The sequence below is a fragment of the Pelolinea submarina genome (genome assembly GCF_003966975.1).
Classification (GTDB): Bacteria; Chloroflexota; Anaerolineae; order Anaerolineales; family Anaerolineaceae; genus Pelolinea; species Pelolinea submarina.
On sequence record NZ_AP018437.1, the window covers coordinates 1,081,515 to 1,096,278 of the forward strand.

Sequence of the window (14,764 nt, forward strand, 5' to 3'; positions counted from 1 at the left end):
AGAATTTTTCAAACTTTCTTCATAAATCCTTCACATTCGCATGAGAAACTGTAGTCAGTTAAATCAACGAAACAAAGGATGTGAAAAATGAACACAAGAAAAACTATTGTCTCAGTAGCAGTTGCATTGACCATTTTACTGGCCTCCAGCGGCGCGGCCTTCGCGCAGAGTGCGGCCGATGAAACCGCGGGTTGGGGCACCGGCGTTGCCATCGATGCGTCCCTGGACGAATACATGATTCCCGCTATCGCCGAAGTGTTGGGCATGAGCGCAGCCGACGTGGCCGCGCAGTACGATGCCGGCGCCACCTTCACCAGCATCGCGCTGGCCCAGGGTGTGCCTGTGGCCGAGGTCGCTGACCTGTTCGATAGTGTGCGTGCCAAAGCCATCGATATGGCTGTCGCCGACGGCGCACTAACCGTTGAAGAAGCAGCCTGGCTGCAAAGTGTGCAGCAGGGCGGCAATGCCCGCGGCGCTGCCACCGGCAGCCGCGGCTCCGGCTTGACCGCTTGCGACGGGACCTGCCTGTACGACGGCACGCCGCAATACCTGAACCAGCGTGTCGGTTCCTCCTACGGCGCGATGGGTTCCATGAACTCCATGGGACGCGGCGGTAGACGGTAATCGTTTATAAAACCAAAATCAAGAGGCTGGAGATCATTCGAAAGCCTCTTGATGCTTTAATTCACTTATTCTTGGGATCGGTTCAGGATATATAATATAAATATCTTATAAATAATAAAAAAACAACATTAATAATTTACACATCAAATATAATTTTTGATTAATAATAGATTTTATTGTATTCTAAAGATGTATTTAAAATTTACTCAGACTTCTTAAGGAAGAGGTCATCCTGGGAAGGAAAGAAATAAATAGGCTTTATCGAGAAAGCTTTCCCCCTTTCATTTATTGATATCTCTTAAATATACTGGGCAGCAGGATTTGGGATTAACAAAATGAAAGATCAAAAAACTCGAGTACTCATTTTTGATGTTGACAGGGATTACTTTGCTCCGCTGCAAAAAGAATTAAATCGAGAATTTCGGAAATCGATTTCCTGGCTAAAACTTTCCAGTTTGGATGATGTTCCGCAAAAATTGAAGGGCGGTCAAGCGGAAATCTTACTTACCCATGCGGGTATAAACCCCTCTGGTTTCAAAAGATTATTTGACCTTACACAAAGGAAATCCCCGGGCTTGGTCGTTCTGGTGTGGGCGGATAAAACCGCGCGCAAGAATTACCCGGTTGGGAAAGGGTTTGGAATTGAAAATATGATGGTCTTCAACACGGGTGAATTCACCGCTGCTGCTCAAATCATCCGGTTGGAAATTGAAAAACTGGCGTACGCGAATTTATACCAGGCCAGTGAAGAAAAATTCGAGCAGATTTTTAACCAAACGCCCTTGTTCTCTTTAATTACAGGATTCGAAAGTGGCTTAATCCTCGCTATCAATGAGGCTTTTATCCAAATAACCGGTTTTACCAGAGAAGAGCTGTTTGGTCACACAACCGAGGAATTGGGTTTGTGGGAAAACCCGCAGGAAATCGACCGGATCGCGCGAAAACTACAAAAAGAGCCCAAGATTGAAGCGATCGATATCAATTATTTGTCCCGGGATAAGGAAAATCGCATCTTTCGGGCCGCGGTCGAGCGCATCGATTACCTTGGGAAAGAAGCAATGCTGTTTTCCGGCGAAGACGTCACCGCGCGGGTGCTTTTTGAGCGCGCGGCGGAGCGCAATCATGGCGACCTGACCCGGGCGCAAAAGCTGCCGCATCTGGGTAATTGGACGCTGGACCTTAAGACCGACTCGCTGCATTTTTCGGAAGAACTCTACCAAATCTTCGGTTTGAGTCATTTAGAAGGAGATTTCCAGGAATCATATTACGTACGAATCCATCCAAACGATCGCGAGTTTGTCCGCAATACCCACGCCAATGTCAAACAGAAATTTAAACCCTTTGATATTGAATTCAGGATCATCACACCTGACGGCACTTTAAAATATATCCGCGAAATTGGTGATGCCATCCGGGATTCGGATGAGAAAGTGGTGGGTTTGTTTGGCATGATCCAGGATATCACCGAATATAAAAAGATGCAGATCGATATCCGCGAACGGCTGAAAGAGTTGACCTGCCTTTACCAGGCTGCGCAGTTGTTCCAAGATAAAGTCCTGACGGTCGAAGAAATATGCCAGAAAGTGGTTGATCTGATCCCTCCGGCCATGCAATTTCCCTCCATCACTGCCGCCAGATTGGAAATATATCAGGAGACTTTTCATACCGGTAATTGGATCGAGGATTTGGATTATTGCCTGGAGGCCTCGATTAATATAGATTCAGGGCAGATCGGGAAATTATCCGTATATTACAGAGAGAATGCGCCGTTTTTGATCCCGGAAGAACAAAACCTGGTAGACAATTTAGCCCGGATGATTGGATTATGGAAAAAACGGCACCAATCCATGCTGGAGGTACACGAAAATTCCAGACAATACCAGAATGCCTTAGAGGGCATGCTGGAAGGCATTCAAATTCTGGATTTCGATTGGCGCTATCTATTTATCAACTCAGCTGCGGAAAAGCAAAACCGTAAACCTGCTTCAGAGATGATCGGCCGCAGATACGCGGAAATCTGGCCCGATATTGAAGAGTCTGAGGTTTACCAACGCATAAAAGACTGTCTGGAAAATCGTGTGCCTTATGAGATGGAAAACGAATTTACTTTCCCGGACAAGCAGATCGGATGGTTCGAGCTGAGCATTGAACCGACTCGGGCCGGAGTGTTGATCCACTCGGTGGACATCACTGAACGCAAGAAAGTGGCAGCCCAGATGGAGAAACAGAAGATGCAAATGCAGAACCATCTCCGTCTGCTGAATTTGTTAACTGAAACATCCACTAATTTCATCAATCTGTCGTCGGAAGATGCCACCCGGGAGTTCGATAATGTCCTGAAAATGATCGGTGAAATTGAGGCGGTTGATCGTTCATACATTTTCCGCATAGATGCGCATACCGGTCTCATGTCCAATACGAATGAGTGGTGCGCGCCGAACATTGAACCGCAAATCGACGAATTCCAAGACGTTCCCCAGAAGACATTCCCGTGGTGGATGGGAGAATTAAACAAGGGTAAGGTGATCTACATTCCCAATGTGGCGGACCTTCCCATCGAAGCGAAACCTGAGCAGGACATCCTGGAATCTCAGTCCATCCAATCTGTATTGGCCATCCCGCTTATCGCAAAAGACCGTCTGCTCGGATTCCTGGGTTTCGACTCTGTTAAGGAAATGCGTTATTGGTCGGAAGATACCATCATGTTGATCCACATGACCGGTGATATTCTGTCAAGTGTGATCATCCGCAATGAAGCCGAACGTGAATTGAAGCAGAGTAACGCAAATTATGAATTAATCTCGCGAAACAGCCAGGATGTGATCTGGTCTTTGGATGTGGAAACCCAGCGGATCACGTATTTAAGCCCATCCATTGAAAAGCTGCGCGGATACAAACCAGAAGCGGCATTAAAGCAATCTTTGCAAGAGATCTTCACACCCGATTCGTATCAAGCGATGATGGACTCCATGTGGGACTCGGTTTCCGCTTTTGAACAGACCCACACAACCCAGACCCGCACTATGGAGTTGACCCAAACGAGAAAAGATGGTTCGACGGTAGAAACCGAAGTGGTGACGAACCTAGCGATGGACAATGAGGGTAAACTGCGCATGGTGGGTGTCTCCAGAGATATCTCCGAACGGAAATATGCGGAAATGGAGCTGCGAAATTCCGAGGAGCGTTTCCGGCAAATTGCAGAAAACATGCAGGAAGTATTTTGGATGATGGATCGAAAAGATGACAAGATCATTTATCTGAGTCCGGCATTTGAAACGGTGTGGGATCTGCCCGTACAGGGCATTCTTGACGGCTCGATCGATTTCATAAATACCATCCATCCGGAGGACCGTAAACAAGTTAAGGCGGATATGCAGCGGCAATTAAAAGGGATGAAAGTGACCATGAATTACCGCATCATCCGGCCTGATGGCGAAATCCGTTGGATCAGTGATAAATCCTCACCGATTTTTAACGCCGATGGCGAAATTGTCCGCACACTGGGTATCTCCAATGATGTAACCGAACAAAGGCTCTACGACGAGAGACTTAAACAACGAGCGGATGACCTGGATTTGATCAATAACATCAACCTGGCCAAGAACAGAGGGGATGACCTCAGCCAAATCATCAAAATCATGGCGGAGAAAATTCGGGAAATATTCGGATGCAAACTGGTGGCAACCTTCACCAGTGATGAGGTTTCCAGGAGTATCCAGCTTGTCAATATCAACATCGAACCCGGTCTGCGCAGGAAATTGGGAGCAAAAATAGAAAACGAAATGAGAGATGCTCAATTGAGTATTCCCATTGATGCATCGAATGAGTTTTCGGAAATACTTCACGAGAATAAGCCGACATTGCTAAACAGCAAAAATGAATCCTTGAAATTCCTACAGAATATCAATAGCCCGGCCATTAATAACCAGGAAGATCGGGAGATGTTCAAATCATTAAGTTTTGAAAATACGATCCTGGCTCCCTTAAAAATCCATGAAAACCTGGTCGGTTTGCTTTGCCTGGGCCGGCCGGAACGCTTTACCGAAGAAGAAATCAAGCGTATCGGAATTATTGCTGATCAATTTACCACAGCGATCAACCGCCGCAGGATGGAACACATGCTGCAAAGCAGTGAAGAAAAATACCGCGGATTGGTTGAGAGCCTGGACAATGTCATTGCCACGGTGAATCAGGACGGGAGGTTCCTGTACATGAATGACGTTGCCGCGCGGAGTTTGGGCGGAACGCCGCAGGAATTGATCGGTAAAACGATCCACGAGCTTTTCGGTGAACCCTCCGCAACCAAACAGTTGGAATCTACCCGGAAGGCTTTCTTCGAAGATATCAGTATTGTGACGGAATCCCCGATCATGATCAATGGCAAGATTGAATGGTACCGCACCTCGCTGCAGCCAATCCACGATGAGAACGGCAAGGTTGTTAACGTGTTGGTCAATTCTCTCAACATCAATCAATTAAAAACAACACAGCAAGAATTGATGGAGTTGAACCGTACGCTGGAAGAACGGGTGGAAGAGCGCACCGCAGAGGTCCAGGATTTGTATGAGAACGCACCGGTTGGTTACCATTCACTGGATCCTTCGGGAAGGTTTGTGCTGGTGAACCAAACCGAATTGAATTGGCTGGGTTACACACGTGATGAAGTGATCGGGAAGCCTGTTCAGAATTTCTTGACACGAGAGAGCATTGAAGCGTTCAAAGTGAACTTTCCTGAATATATAAAGCGCGGCTGGCTGCGTGATCTGGAATTGGATTTCATCCGTAAAGACGGCAGCGTATTGCAAACGCTGGTGAGCGCCACGGCGATAAATGATGCGGATGGCAACTATGCCATGAGCCGCTCCACGATGACGGATATTGGGGAGCGCAAAAAAGCGGATATGGCTTTGCGGGAAAGCCAGGCGAAATTACAGGATTTTCTGGACAGTGCCAATGACCTGATCCAAACCGTAAATGAGAATTGTGCTTTTACTTACGTGAATAAGGCCTGGTGCAATACTCTGGGATACACCCCGGAAGAAGCCGTTCAGCTCAGCATGTATGATATTGTCGATCCCTCCTCCCATGCACATTGTAAAGCGATCATCGAAAACCTGAACCAAGATCAGGACCAGGACCCGATGTGCATCGAAGTCATTTTTAAGACAAAAGCAGGAAAATTGGTTTTTGTGGAAGGCAGTGTGGTTGCTCATGCGGATAGTAACGGCCAGGTGTTGATCAATGGCATCTTCCGCGATGTAACCCAGCGGCGGCAGGCCGAGCAAGCTCTGCGCAACAGCCGCGATGAACTGCGCGCGGCCAACATGGCCCTGGAAAAGGCAGCTCAATTGAAAGACGAATTCCTGGCGAGTATGAGCCATGAATTAAGGACCCCTTTGACGGGTGTGTTGGGTTTGTCCGAAGCACTGCAATTAGAGACCTATGGTCCGCTCACCGAAAACCAGCAAAAGGCGCTGAAAGACATCGAGAGCAGCGGGCGCCATTTGCTGGAGCTGATCAATGACATCCTTGATCTGTCAAAGATCGAGGCAGAAAAACTGGATCTGCAGTTGGAAGCTTGTTCGGTATCTGAAATCTGCCAGGCCAGTTTGCAATTGGTCAAGGGCATGGCGGAGAAAAAACACCAAAAGATCGAGTTCAAGACCAATTTGGCTAACGCGATAATTCAAGCGGATCCGCGTCGAATGAAACAAATGTTAGTCAACCTGCTCAGCAACGCGGTCAAATTTACTCCAGAGGGCGGTTCACTCGGCATGGATGTGGAAGGGGTGGAAGAGCTGAACACCATTGAATTTAACGTGTGGGATAAAGGCATCGGCATCAAATCAGAAGACCTGAGCCGATTGTTCACACCTTTTGTACAGCTGGACAGCAGCCTTTCACGCCAACAAAGCGGAACCGGGTTGGGCCTGTCGCTGGTGCTGCGGCTGGCCGAATTGCATGGCGGCAGCGTTTCGGTTGAAAGCGACCCGAGCAAGGGCAGCTGCTTCACGGTTTCTCTGCCCTGGTATCCGCATCATGAAGAACAGGAAAAGGAAAAGGAAGATGACCAACCGCTATCCATTTCCCGCTGCCTGTTGATCGAAGACAACCTCATTCACAGCAACCAGATCAGCAGTTACCTCGAGCAGTTGCACATAGAATGCATCCCTTACCATTCAGGCCAGGGAGCATTCGAAACAGCCATCAAGATCCACCCGGATGTGATCATGCTGGATCTGCATTTGCCGGATAAATCCGGTGAAGACGTCCTGAAAGAATTGAAAAAAGATCCGCGAACTTCCCACATTGTGGTCATTATCAGTTCTGTGGAGGACGATCGTAATTACTATCTCAACCAGGGCGCAGCCGGCTATCTGGTCAAACCGTTTACACTGACGGATGTGAAAAATGAGTTCAGCAGGGTATTCAATCGGTCGGAGGACCAACATGACCTTTCCGGCGCGAAAAACACGCAGGCGACCGTGTTGGTTGTGGATGATAACCAGATTGTGTTGGATACTGTGGCCGATTTCCTCAAGACCCGCTCCTTTTACGTGGTGCAGGCCCACAATGGCCAGGAAATGATCAACCTGACGCCTGAGATCAAACCGGACATCATCCTGGCGGATATCCAGATGCCCGGCATGGACGGCTTGGAAGCCATCCGCAGGGTGCGGGCGCTGGAGAATACGCAAGTTGCTAATGTGCCCATCATCGCCGTGACCGCATTGGCCATGGTGGGCGACCGCGAAAAATGCCTGCAGGCCGGCGCGAATGAATATTTGAGCAAACCAATCAAGCTGACCGAATTGGAAGACACGATCAATCAAGTGATCAAGAATGCAAAGAAGGGACATGCGAAATCAACCGAGTGATGAGCAAGAGATGAGGTTTTAATGGAAAAAACACCGACGATTCTGATCATTGACGATGACCCTATTGTACGAACCTCGCTGAACGCGCTGCTTTCGACCGAGCCCTACGAGCTGGTCTTCGCGGAAGACGGCGTGAGCGGGCTGGCCGCGGCGGCTAAGATCCTGCCGGATGTGATTTTATTGGACGTTATGATGCCCGGTATGGACGGGTTTGAAGTCTGCCGGCGTCTGCGCGAGAATGAGGATCTGGCTGAGGTGCCGGTGCTCATCATCACGACTTTGGATGACCGCGAATCGCGTTTGAACGGCATCAAGGCCGGCGCGGACGATTACCTGCCCAAACCCTTCGACCGCCTGGAGTTGGTCGCGCGCCTGCAGAGTATCATCCGCTTGAACCGCTACCGCAAGATCGCTGAGCAGCGCCAGGAATTGGAAGAGTTGAATAATGAGTTGTTAATTTCTTATGACAAGACCATAGAAGGATGGTCAAAGGCGCTGGACTTACGCGACAAGGAAACCGAAGGCCATACGCAGCGTGTTACCGAGAAGACCATGTACCTGGCACACGCCATGGGGCTGCCCGAGGATTTCATCAAGAGCCACATTTGGCGCGGCTGCCTGCTGCACGATGTGGGCAAGTTGGGTATTCCAGATTCCATCTTGTTAAAGGAAGGGCCATTAACTTGCGAAGAATGGGCCGTCATGCGCAGACATCCGGTGCTGGCTTACGAGTGGTTGAAAGCGATTCCTTTTCTTGAACCGGCCATGGATATTCCCTATTGCCATCACGAAAAATGGGACGGCAACGGCTACCCGCGCGGTTTGAAGGGCGAGGAAATTCCAATTGCCGCGCGTTTGTTTGCCATTATTGACGTGTGGGACGCCATCACCTCAGACCGGCCTTACCGCAAGGCCATGTCGCGTGAAGAAGCTGTTGCGCACATCCTTGCCCAATCCGGCAAGCATTTCGACCCGCAAATTGTCCAATTATTCATGGATAATATTGGCTTTATATAAAGCCGGTTCAATCCGATCGCGGAAAAATGAGCAGGGCATCAATCGGCGGGAAATTTAAAGCCTTTTTCGAACACGCGAATACAAGCGTCTACTACATCCGGATCATAAATCTCACTGCGCTTTTTAACGACTTCATCTTTAGCGGCCTCAAAGCCCAGCGCCGGGCGATAGGGACGATGCGAGGACATGGCTTCGACGACGTCGGCAACGGACAATATCCGAGATTCAATCATGATGTCATTTCTTTTTAACCCCTGCGGGTATCCGGATCCGTTCATCCGCTCATGATGCTGGTAGATGATTTGAGCAATCGGCCATGGGAAGTCGATGTTCTTCAACAGGTCAAATCCGACCTGCGGGTGGATTTTGACCAAATCGTATTCCAGCGGAGTCAACTTGCCGGGCTTGCTCAGAATTTCAGCCGGGATATGGATTTTCCCCAAATCATGGATAAGACTGGCTATCCTGACACCTTCAATCTTTTCGGATGGAAGCTGCATCTCTTCCCCAATTGCCTCGGCCAGCGTGCTGACCCGCTTTTGGTGCCCGGCGGTATAGGGATCGCGTGTTTCAACAATCAGCGCGATAGTTTGGATAATACCGCTGATGGTATGCTGCAGCTTGGTGGTCAGCTTGGCTTTGTTCCAGGCAGCCGCAAGCTGGTTGGCAAAGGCTGTGACAGCCGGCATATCTTCCGGCGTCAGGTTATTGGACTGCACCAGGAAGATGCCGATTACTTTGTTTTCAGTTACCAGCGGGGTGACCAGGATTTTGGCGCTCCCGAAGTGTTTGGATAATTTCTTGGATACTTTATCGGAAAATCTGGGAAATACCTGGGAGAGAATTTCATCGGACTTATTCACAAAGACCGAGTTTTTCTCCAGCACTGCTTTTTTAAAAGAATCCACCGCTTCAATTGGAACAGGAAATTTCTCGTAGGTTACATCGGATATCCCCTTCAATTTGGCGGACGAAATAGCCTCGCAATCTAGATAAGTTGAAAATGATTTCGCCTGAAGGTCTTCTATGGGAAACAATAAGCAGGTAAGGTCTAGTTTCTGCAGTTCGCAGGCGACGGTGGTAAAAATGTCCAGGGGGGTGAGGGCAGTGGCCATCAATACCGCAGCCTGGTTCAACGCGTTGAGCAGTTGTTCTGAACGTTTCTGTTTGGTAATGTCTTCGGATATCCCTAACAAGTATTTCGGCTTCCCCTGCTCATCCAGAATGGGGATTTTTTTGGTATGCAGGACCCTTTCGCCTTTACTTTTGGTATTTATTTTCTCTTCGGGAATATCGATAAAGAGATTATTTTTTAATGCCTTTTTATCATTTTGATAGAATTCTTCCGCTTCGCTTTCCGGGAAGAAGTCAAAATCATTTTTTCCCTGCATTTCCGCTTTGGAATAACCTAACAAATCCTCACCGGCTTTGTTAAATCGAACAAACCGCAGGTCTTTGGCGTCTTTTACGAACAGCATGTTGGGGATATTCTCGATGATGCTGTTCAGGAACTTTTCATTTTCCAGTAACGCTTTTTCATTTAGCTTCTGATCGGTCACGTTGCGAATGATGGTTGTGTAACCCAGATCGTTGCCAAGATAGGTAAAGGTCATCTCAACGTCCAATATGTGCTCGTCCTTGGCGCGCAATTGGGTTTCCCAAACACGCTTGAACCCTTTCTCACGGGTTTCTTTCAAAACGTCCTTTACATCCTGCAATTTCCCTTTAGGGACCATATCTTCAATCGACTTGCCAATACGCTCCTCCCGTGAATAGCCGAAGATTTCTGTGGCACCTATACTCCAGTCTGTAATCAGCTCGTCTTCATCGATGGAGACGATGGCGTCAATTGAGGTTTCTACCAGGGTGCGATAACGCCGTTCGGATTGTTGGATTTCATGGAAGAAGCGTGAACGGTCAATGGCGATTGCCAGATTATTCGCCAGCGTTGCCATATCACGTGCGAATTTCTGGTCAAAAGCATCGATTTCCTTACTCAGAATACATAAAACACCTATCAAGCGTTCTTTGCAGACCATTGGAAAGAAAACGGCAGAGCGGATGTCGTTGTTTGCTTTTATCCAACGGGGGTCATTATCGGTATCATTGACAATCAACAATTCGCGAGTTTTCCCCACCAAACCGATCAAACCGCGCTCTTCACCCAGGTGAAAGGTAAAGAGCTTTTGGTATTTTTTTAAATCTTTTTCCGGAAAACCCACTAAGGCTTGTAAATGAAATTCTTGATTGGCTTCGTTGTATTCGAAATAATTAACAAGATAACTGTCCAAAACATTTACGACTTTATTAAGGATATGGGATACAAAATCCTGCTCCGGCATCATGGATGTCAGGTCGACGCTGGCCAGGAATAAGGCGGATAAGCGCTGGTTTACTCTTTCCAGCTCCAGCATCTTATCTTCCATTTTACGGATTAACGCTTCGTTATATTTCTTGTAATAAACCGTTTCCTGTTCAAGCGCGGGCTGTGTCTCGTCAGCTTTTCCTTTTTTCTCATGCTGCATGAGAACTTCTTTTATCTCCTTGACCAGTACGTTCGGCTCGGCCGGTTTACGGATAAAGCGCTCCGCGCCCAAGCTGAGCGCGAAATCCTCATCCCGGACGTCGGTATAGGTCGCAGTGTAAAAGATGAATGGGATATTTTTTAGTTTGTCATCGCTTTTCCATTGACGGCAAAGAGTAAATCCGTCCATACCCGGCATCAGGATATCCGATATGACCAGATCCGGCAGGTCCGAATTTCCGGCCTCCAATGCTTCAATACCATTTTTTACCAGGGTTACTTTAAAACCGTTCCCTTCAAAAATAACCTTTAAAAGGTAAAGGTTCTCGTCATTATCATCCACTACCAGTATATTCTTCATGCTGCTTTTTCTCCGGATGAGGAAGGACCGGATAGATATTGTTCAATATTGGTCATGAAGGTATCCGGATTAATCGGTTTGGTAATGTAATCCGAACAACCCGCTTCCAACGCTTTTTCCCGATCTCCCGGCATGGCGTAAGAAGTGATGGCAATGATTGGGATGGCATCTCCCAGAATTTTTCGTAATTCTCTGGCAACGTCATACCCATTCATAATGGGCAATTGAATATCCAGCAAAATGAGATCAGGACAATTCTCTTTGGCAATATCGATACCTGCCTGGCCATTGCGTGCCGGGATGACGGTATAACCGTATTTTTCAAGGATAAAGGTGACCAGATAAAGGTTTTGTTCATTGTCTTCAATTATTAGTATGTTGGATTTCATTGTCCTCCTCCTGTTTATCAAGCGGTAAGCTGAATGTAAAAGTGCTGCCTTTACCCCACTCACTATCCACACTGATTTCACCCCCCAGTTTCTCGACCAATCGTTTGCAGATGGCCAATCCAAGCCCGGTTCCTTCATATTGGCGAGACAGGCCAGTGTTAACCTGTTGAAAAGGCTTGAATAAGAGTCTCAGATCTTCATCTTTAATACCTATACCGGTATCGGTTATGTGGATTTCAACAATGGAATCATGGACTTCGCTTTTGAGCAGAACCTCACCCTGATCGGTGAATTTGATGGCATTGTTCAGCAGGTTGATCAGGATTTGCTCGACACGACGGCGGTCGCTTGATATTTGCCCCACTTTTGGACTGATTTCCATTCGCAGCGGTAAATTCTTGCGTTCTGCCAGCGGGGTGGCCGAACGCACCACTTTTTCAATCAAGGTGTGCAAATCGAATTGCTCGATAAAGATATTCATCTGCTCGGCTTCGATCTTGGAAATATCCAGCACGTCATTGATCAATTCGAGCAGGTGTTTGGCACTGTTCTGCACCATATTCAGTTGCTTGGTTTGCTCAACGTTCAAATCACCTACCATTCCCTGCAGCAGGATGCCGGTAAAACCGATGATGGAATTGAGCGGTGTACGTAATTCATGCGACATACTGGCCAGGAAGGCGGATTTCAACCGGTCGGCTTCCTGCGCCTTTTCATATAAACGCGCGTTTTGAATGGCACTGGCAGCTTGACTGGCCAGCATGCTGATTAAATCGAGATCCTCATTCGTAAAAATTCTGCGGCCCTTCTTTTTAATTACGGCCAATGCTCCGATGATTTGATCAGAAATTTCCAGCGGGGCGATGGCGATGGATTTGAACTTTTCGCGCTCGGCATGAATCAGTGTCTTGCCTTGAAGCCTTTCGTCTTTCAGGATATCTCGCGATAATATGTCGGACCTTTCCTGTAGTACCAGATCGTAGATACATTCCCGAAATTCTTCGAAGGATTGCTCATTTAGGTCCGCATCCGAATAACCGCAGCCCATTACATTGATAAGCTGGAGACTTTCCGGATCGACAAGTTGGATGATACTGCGGTCCGCGTTTACGATTTCGGCGGCGCTATCGGTGATGCGCTGCAGAGTCATGTCCAGGTCCAGTGTGGAGGTAATGTCCTTGCCGATTTGATAGAGTGCCTCCAATTCGTTTGCCCGGCGGTGGATTTCTTTGGTGGCGTCTTCAATTTGCCGCTTCAGCTCGGTGGCGTGATTTTGCACCTGTTCATGCAGCTGCGCATTATCAATGGCAATTGCGGCGTGTTTGGCGAAGGTGCTAAGCGTACGGATATGTTCTTCCGTGTAAAAATTATCCTTGGCGGAGTCTACATTCAGGAAACCAATGACCCTGTCTTGAATTATGATAGGCGCTCCGGCATAAGAGCGCAGGAATTCCTGCCCCTTTATCTTTACCCACCCATTGAAGTTCGCGGCATCGGCCACAATGATTGGCTTCTTTTGCTCATAAATCCGTTTCAAACTGGGTATATCCGCGATCTTGAAGGTAGTTCTCGCCATCAGAGAAGCAAGCTTATATTGGCTGTACCCCCTGGAGCGCGTGATATAGGCTGTATCACCCTTGATGAGCATGACATTGGCAGAATCGTTGGGGATTACCTGGCTGACTTGTTCAAGAATGCGATCCAGCACTTCATTCAGGTTAAGTGTTGAACCCAGCAGGGCATTGGCCTTACCCAACGCATTGGCCAAATCCCGTTCCTGCTGCAGCACTTTTTCCACCTGACCGCGTTTCGTCACCATCTCATTGAAAGCAAGCCCCAATTCCCCGATCTCGTCATTGGATTGGATTGCCACCCGTTGATCAAGGTTGCCCGAGTCGACGATGTATTGGGTTACCTCGTTCAATTTATTTAATGGTGAGGAAACAAAAGTTGCCAAGCCGAAACTGGAAAGCACGCCAAAAAGGATAAGCGTGAGGAATAAGCTGAACAGAGGCGGAAAAGCAGCCTGGGATTTTACTTCATTGTTGATCGCGGTAATAGGGATAATGGCCGCGATTTTCCAACCCAACTGGGGAGATGTGTAATAAATACAGTAATTTCTCCCGTACGTAAAGATCCCATGGTCTTCCTTCATGAATTCCACGGAAGATTCGCCCAGCATGGTTTGAACATTCTTGAAGAGGAGCTGCGAATTTTTGTTAGCCAATATGGCTCCCTGCTCGTTGACCAACAGCAGCTGGCCGGAGTGACCTACGTCGAAACCGGAGATAAATTCGGTCAAATTGGTCAAGGTGACATCTGCTCCGATAACACCGTAAACTTCCCCGGTTTGATCTACCAGAGCGGTTACAATGCCAACGTTAATATCGCTGGTGGTCAATGATTGGTAAGGTTCAGTGATCATGACTGTTCCGGGATTCTCTTTCGCGAGAATATACCAGGGACGGTCACGGGGATCGTATTGGGTCGGTTCATTTCTGGGGTGGGAACGGACAAAGCTGCCATTTTCGCGGCCCATATAGACGGAGTTGACATAAGGGTGGGTGGTCCTGTAGGTATTCAGGATCTCTATGATATTTTGTTCGACGTCACCGATATGGTATTCAAAAGTTTCTTCGTCGGCTTCCAAAAAATTGGTAAAGTCATGGTCTTCCTGAGTGCGAATGATTTCGTTCTCGGATAAAGCCAGTACGTTATTTTTTACTTCGGTGATGAAATTGGTCAGGCTGAAATCCAGAAGCGCGAGTTGGCTATCAATGCTGGTTTGGACAGTCTCCAACTGCTTGCTTTTATAAGTGAAAAACATCCAGACACCCATTAGAAGCAGCACAATCGTACCAATTACCAAATACATGATTAGTAATTTTCTTCGAAGTGTCATAACACTTACCCCGGAAAAACAATCGATATTATGAGTGAGAGACTTATAAATAGAAAAAAGGAAGATGAT

At 47.7% G+C, this 14,764-nt stretch carries 6 protein-coding genes; 3 read left to right on the forward strand and 3 right to left on the reverse strand.

Translation table 11 applies throughout. The features are described from left to right. Positions 1-87: 87 nt before the first annotated feature. The 3 genes from Pelsub_RS04785 (at position 88) to Pelsub_RS04795 (ending at position 8,519) form a co-directional block, all read left to right on the forward strand. Positions 88-624 carry a hypothetical protein gene (locus tag Pelsub_RS04785; RefSeq protein ID WP_116224861.1) on the forward strand — a complete coding sequence of 179 codons (537 nt, stop codon included), beginning with the start codon at positions 88-90 and terminating at the stop codon, positions 622-624. 335 nt (positions 625-959) lie between these two features. Continuing rightward, positions 960-7,502, forward strand: a complete 6,543-nt coding sequence (locus Pelsub_RS04790) for a PAS domain S-box protein (RefSeq protein WP_116224860.1) — start codon at positions 960-962, stop codon at positions 7,500-7,502. Positions 7,503-7,523: 21 nt separating this feature from the next. Continuing rightward, the gene (locus tag Pelsub_RS04795) at positions 7,524-8,519 is read left to right on the forward strand and encodes an HD-GYP domain-containing protein (protein ID WP_116224859.1); all 996 of its coding nucleotides are present in this window, start codon (positions 7,524-7,526) and stop codon (positions 8,517-8,519) included. A 38-nt stretch (positions 8,520-8,557) separates the two neighbouring features. Here the strand turns inward: Pelsub_RS04795 and Pelsub_RS04800 are convergent, their stop codons facing one another. The 3 genes from Pelsub_RS04800 to Pelsub_RS04810 are packed head-to-tail and all read right to left on the reverse strand — an operon-like array spanning position 8,558 to position 14,695. Further along, a complete protein-coding gene (locus Pelsub_RS04800; RefSeq protein ID WP_116224858.1) occupies positions 8,558-11,404 on the reverse strand; it encodes an HD domain-containing phosphohydrolase in 2,847 nt (948 codons plus the stop codon). Then, the gene (locus Pelsub_RS04805) at positions 11,401-11,793 is read right to left on the reverse strand and encodes a response regulator (protein WP_116224857.1); all 393 of its coding nucleotides are present in this window, start codon (positions 11,791-11,793) and stop codon (positions 11,401-11,403) included. The genes Pelsub_RS04800 and Pelsub_RS04805 overlap by 4 nt, the downstream gene beginning before the upstream one ends. Beyond that, entirely contained in the window at positions 11,768-14,695 is a 2,928-nt protein-coding gene (locus tag Pelsub_RS04810) for a GAF domain-containing protein (RefSeq protein ID WP_116224856.1), read from the reverse strand. The genes Pelsub_RS04805 and Pelsub_RS04810 overlap by 26 nt, the downstream gene beginning before the upstream one ends. Between the last annotated feature and the right edge of the window lie 69 nt (positions 14,696-14,764).

Excerpts from the sequence above, each read along its gene's own strand:
- Pelsub_RS04785 (WP_116224861.1), top strand. The coding sequence starts at position 88 with ATGAACACAAGAAAAACTATTGTCTCAGTAGCAGTTGCATTGACCATT.
- Pelsub_RS04790 (WP_116224860.1), top strand. The coding sequence starts at position 960 with ATGAAAGATCAAAAAACTCGAGTACTCATTTTTGATGTTGACAGGGAT.
- Pelsub_RS04795 (WP_116224859.1), top strand. The coding sequence starts at position 7,524 with ATGGAAAAAACACCGACGATTCTGATCATTGACGATGACCCTATTGTA.
- Pelsub_RS04800 (WP_116224858.1), bottom strand. The coding sequence starts at position 11,404 with ATGAAGAATATACTGGTAGTGGATGATAATGACGAGAACCTTTACCTT.
- Pelsub_RS04805 (WP_116224857.1), bottom strand. The coding sequence starts at position 11,793 with ATGAAATCCAACATACTAATAATTGAAGACAATGAACAAAACCTTTAT.
- Pelsub_RS04810 (WP_116224856.1), bottom strand. The coding sequence starts at position 14,695 with ATGACACTTCGAAGAAAATTACTAATCATGTATTTGGTAATTGGTACG.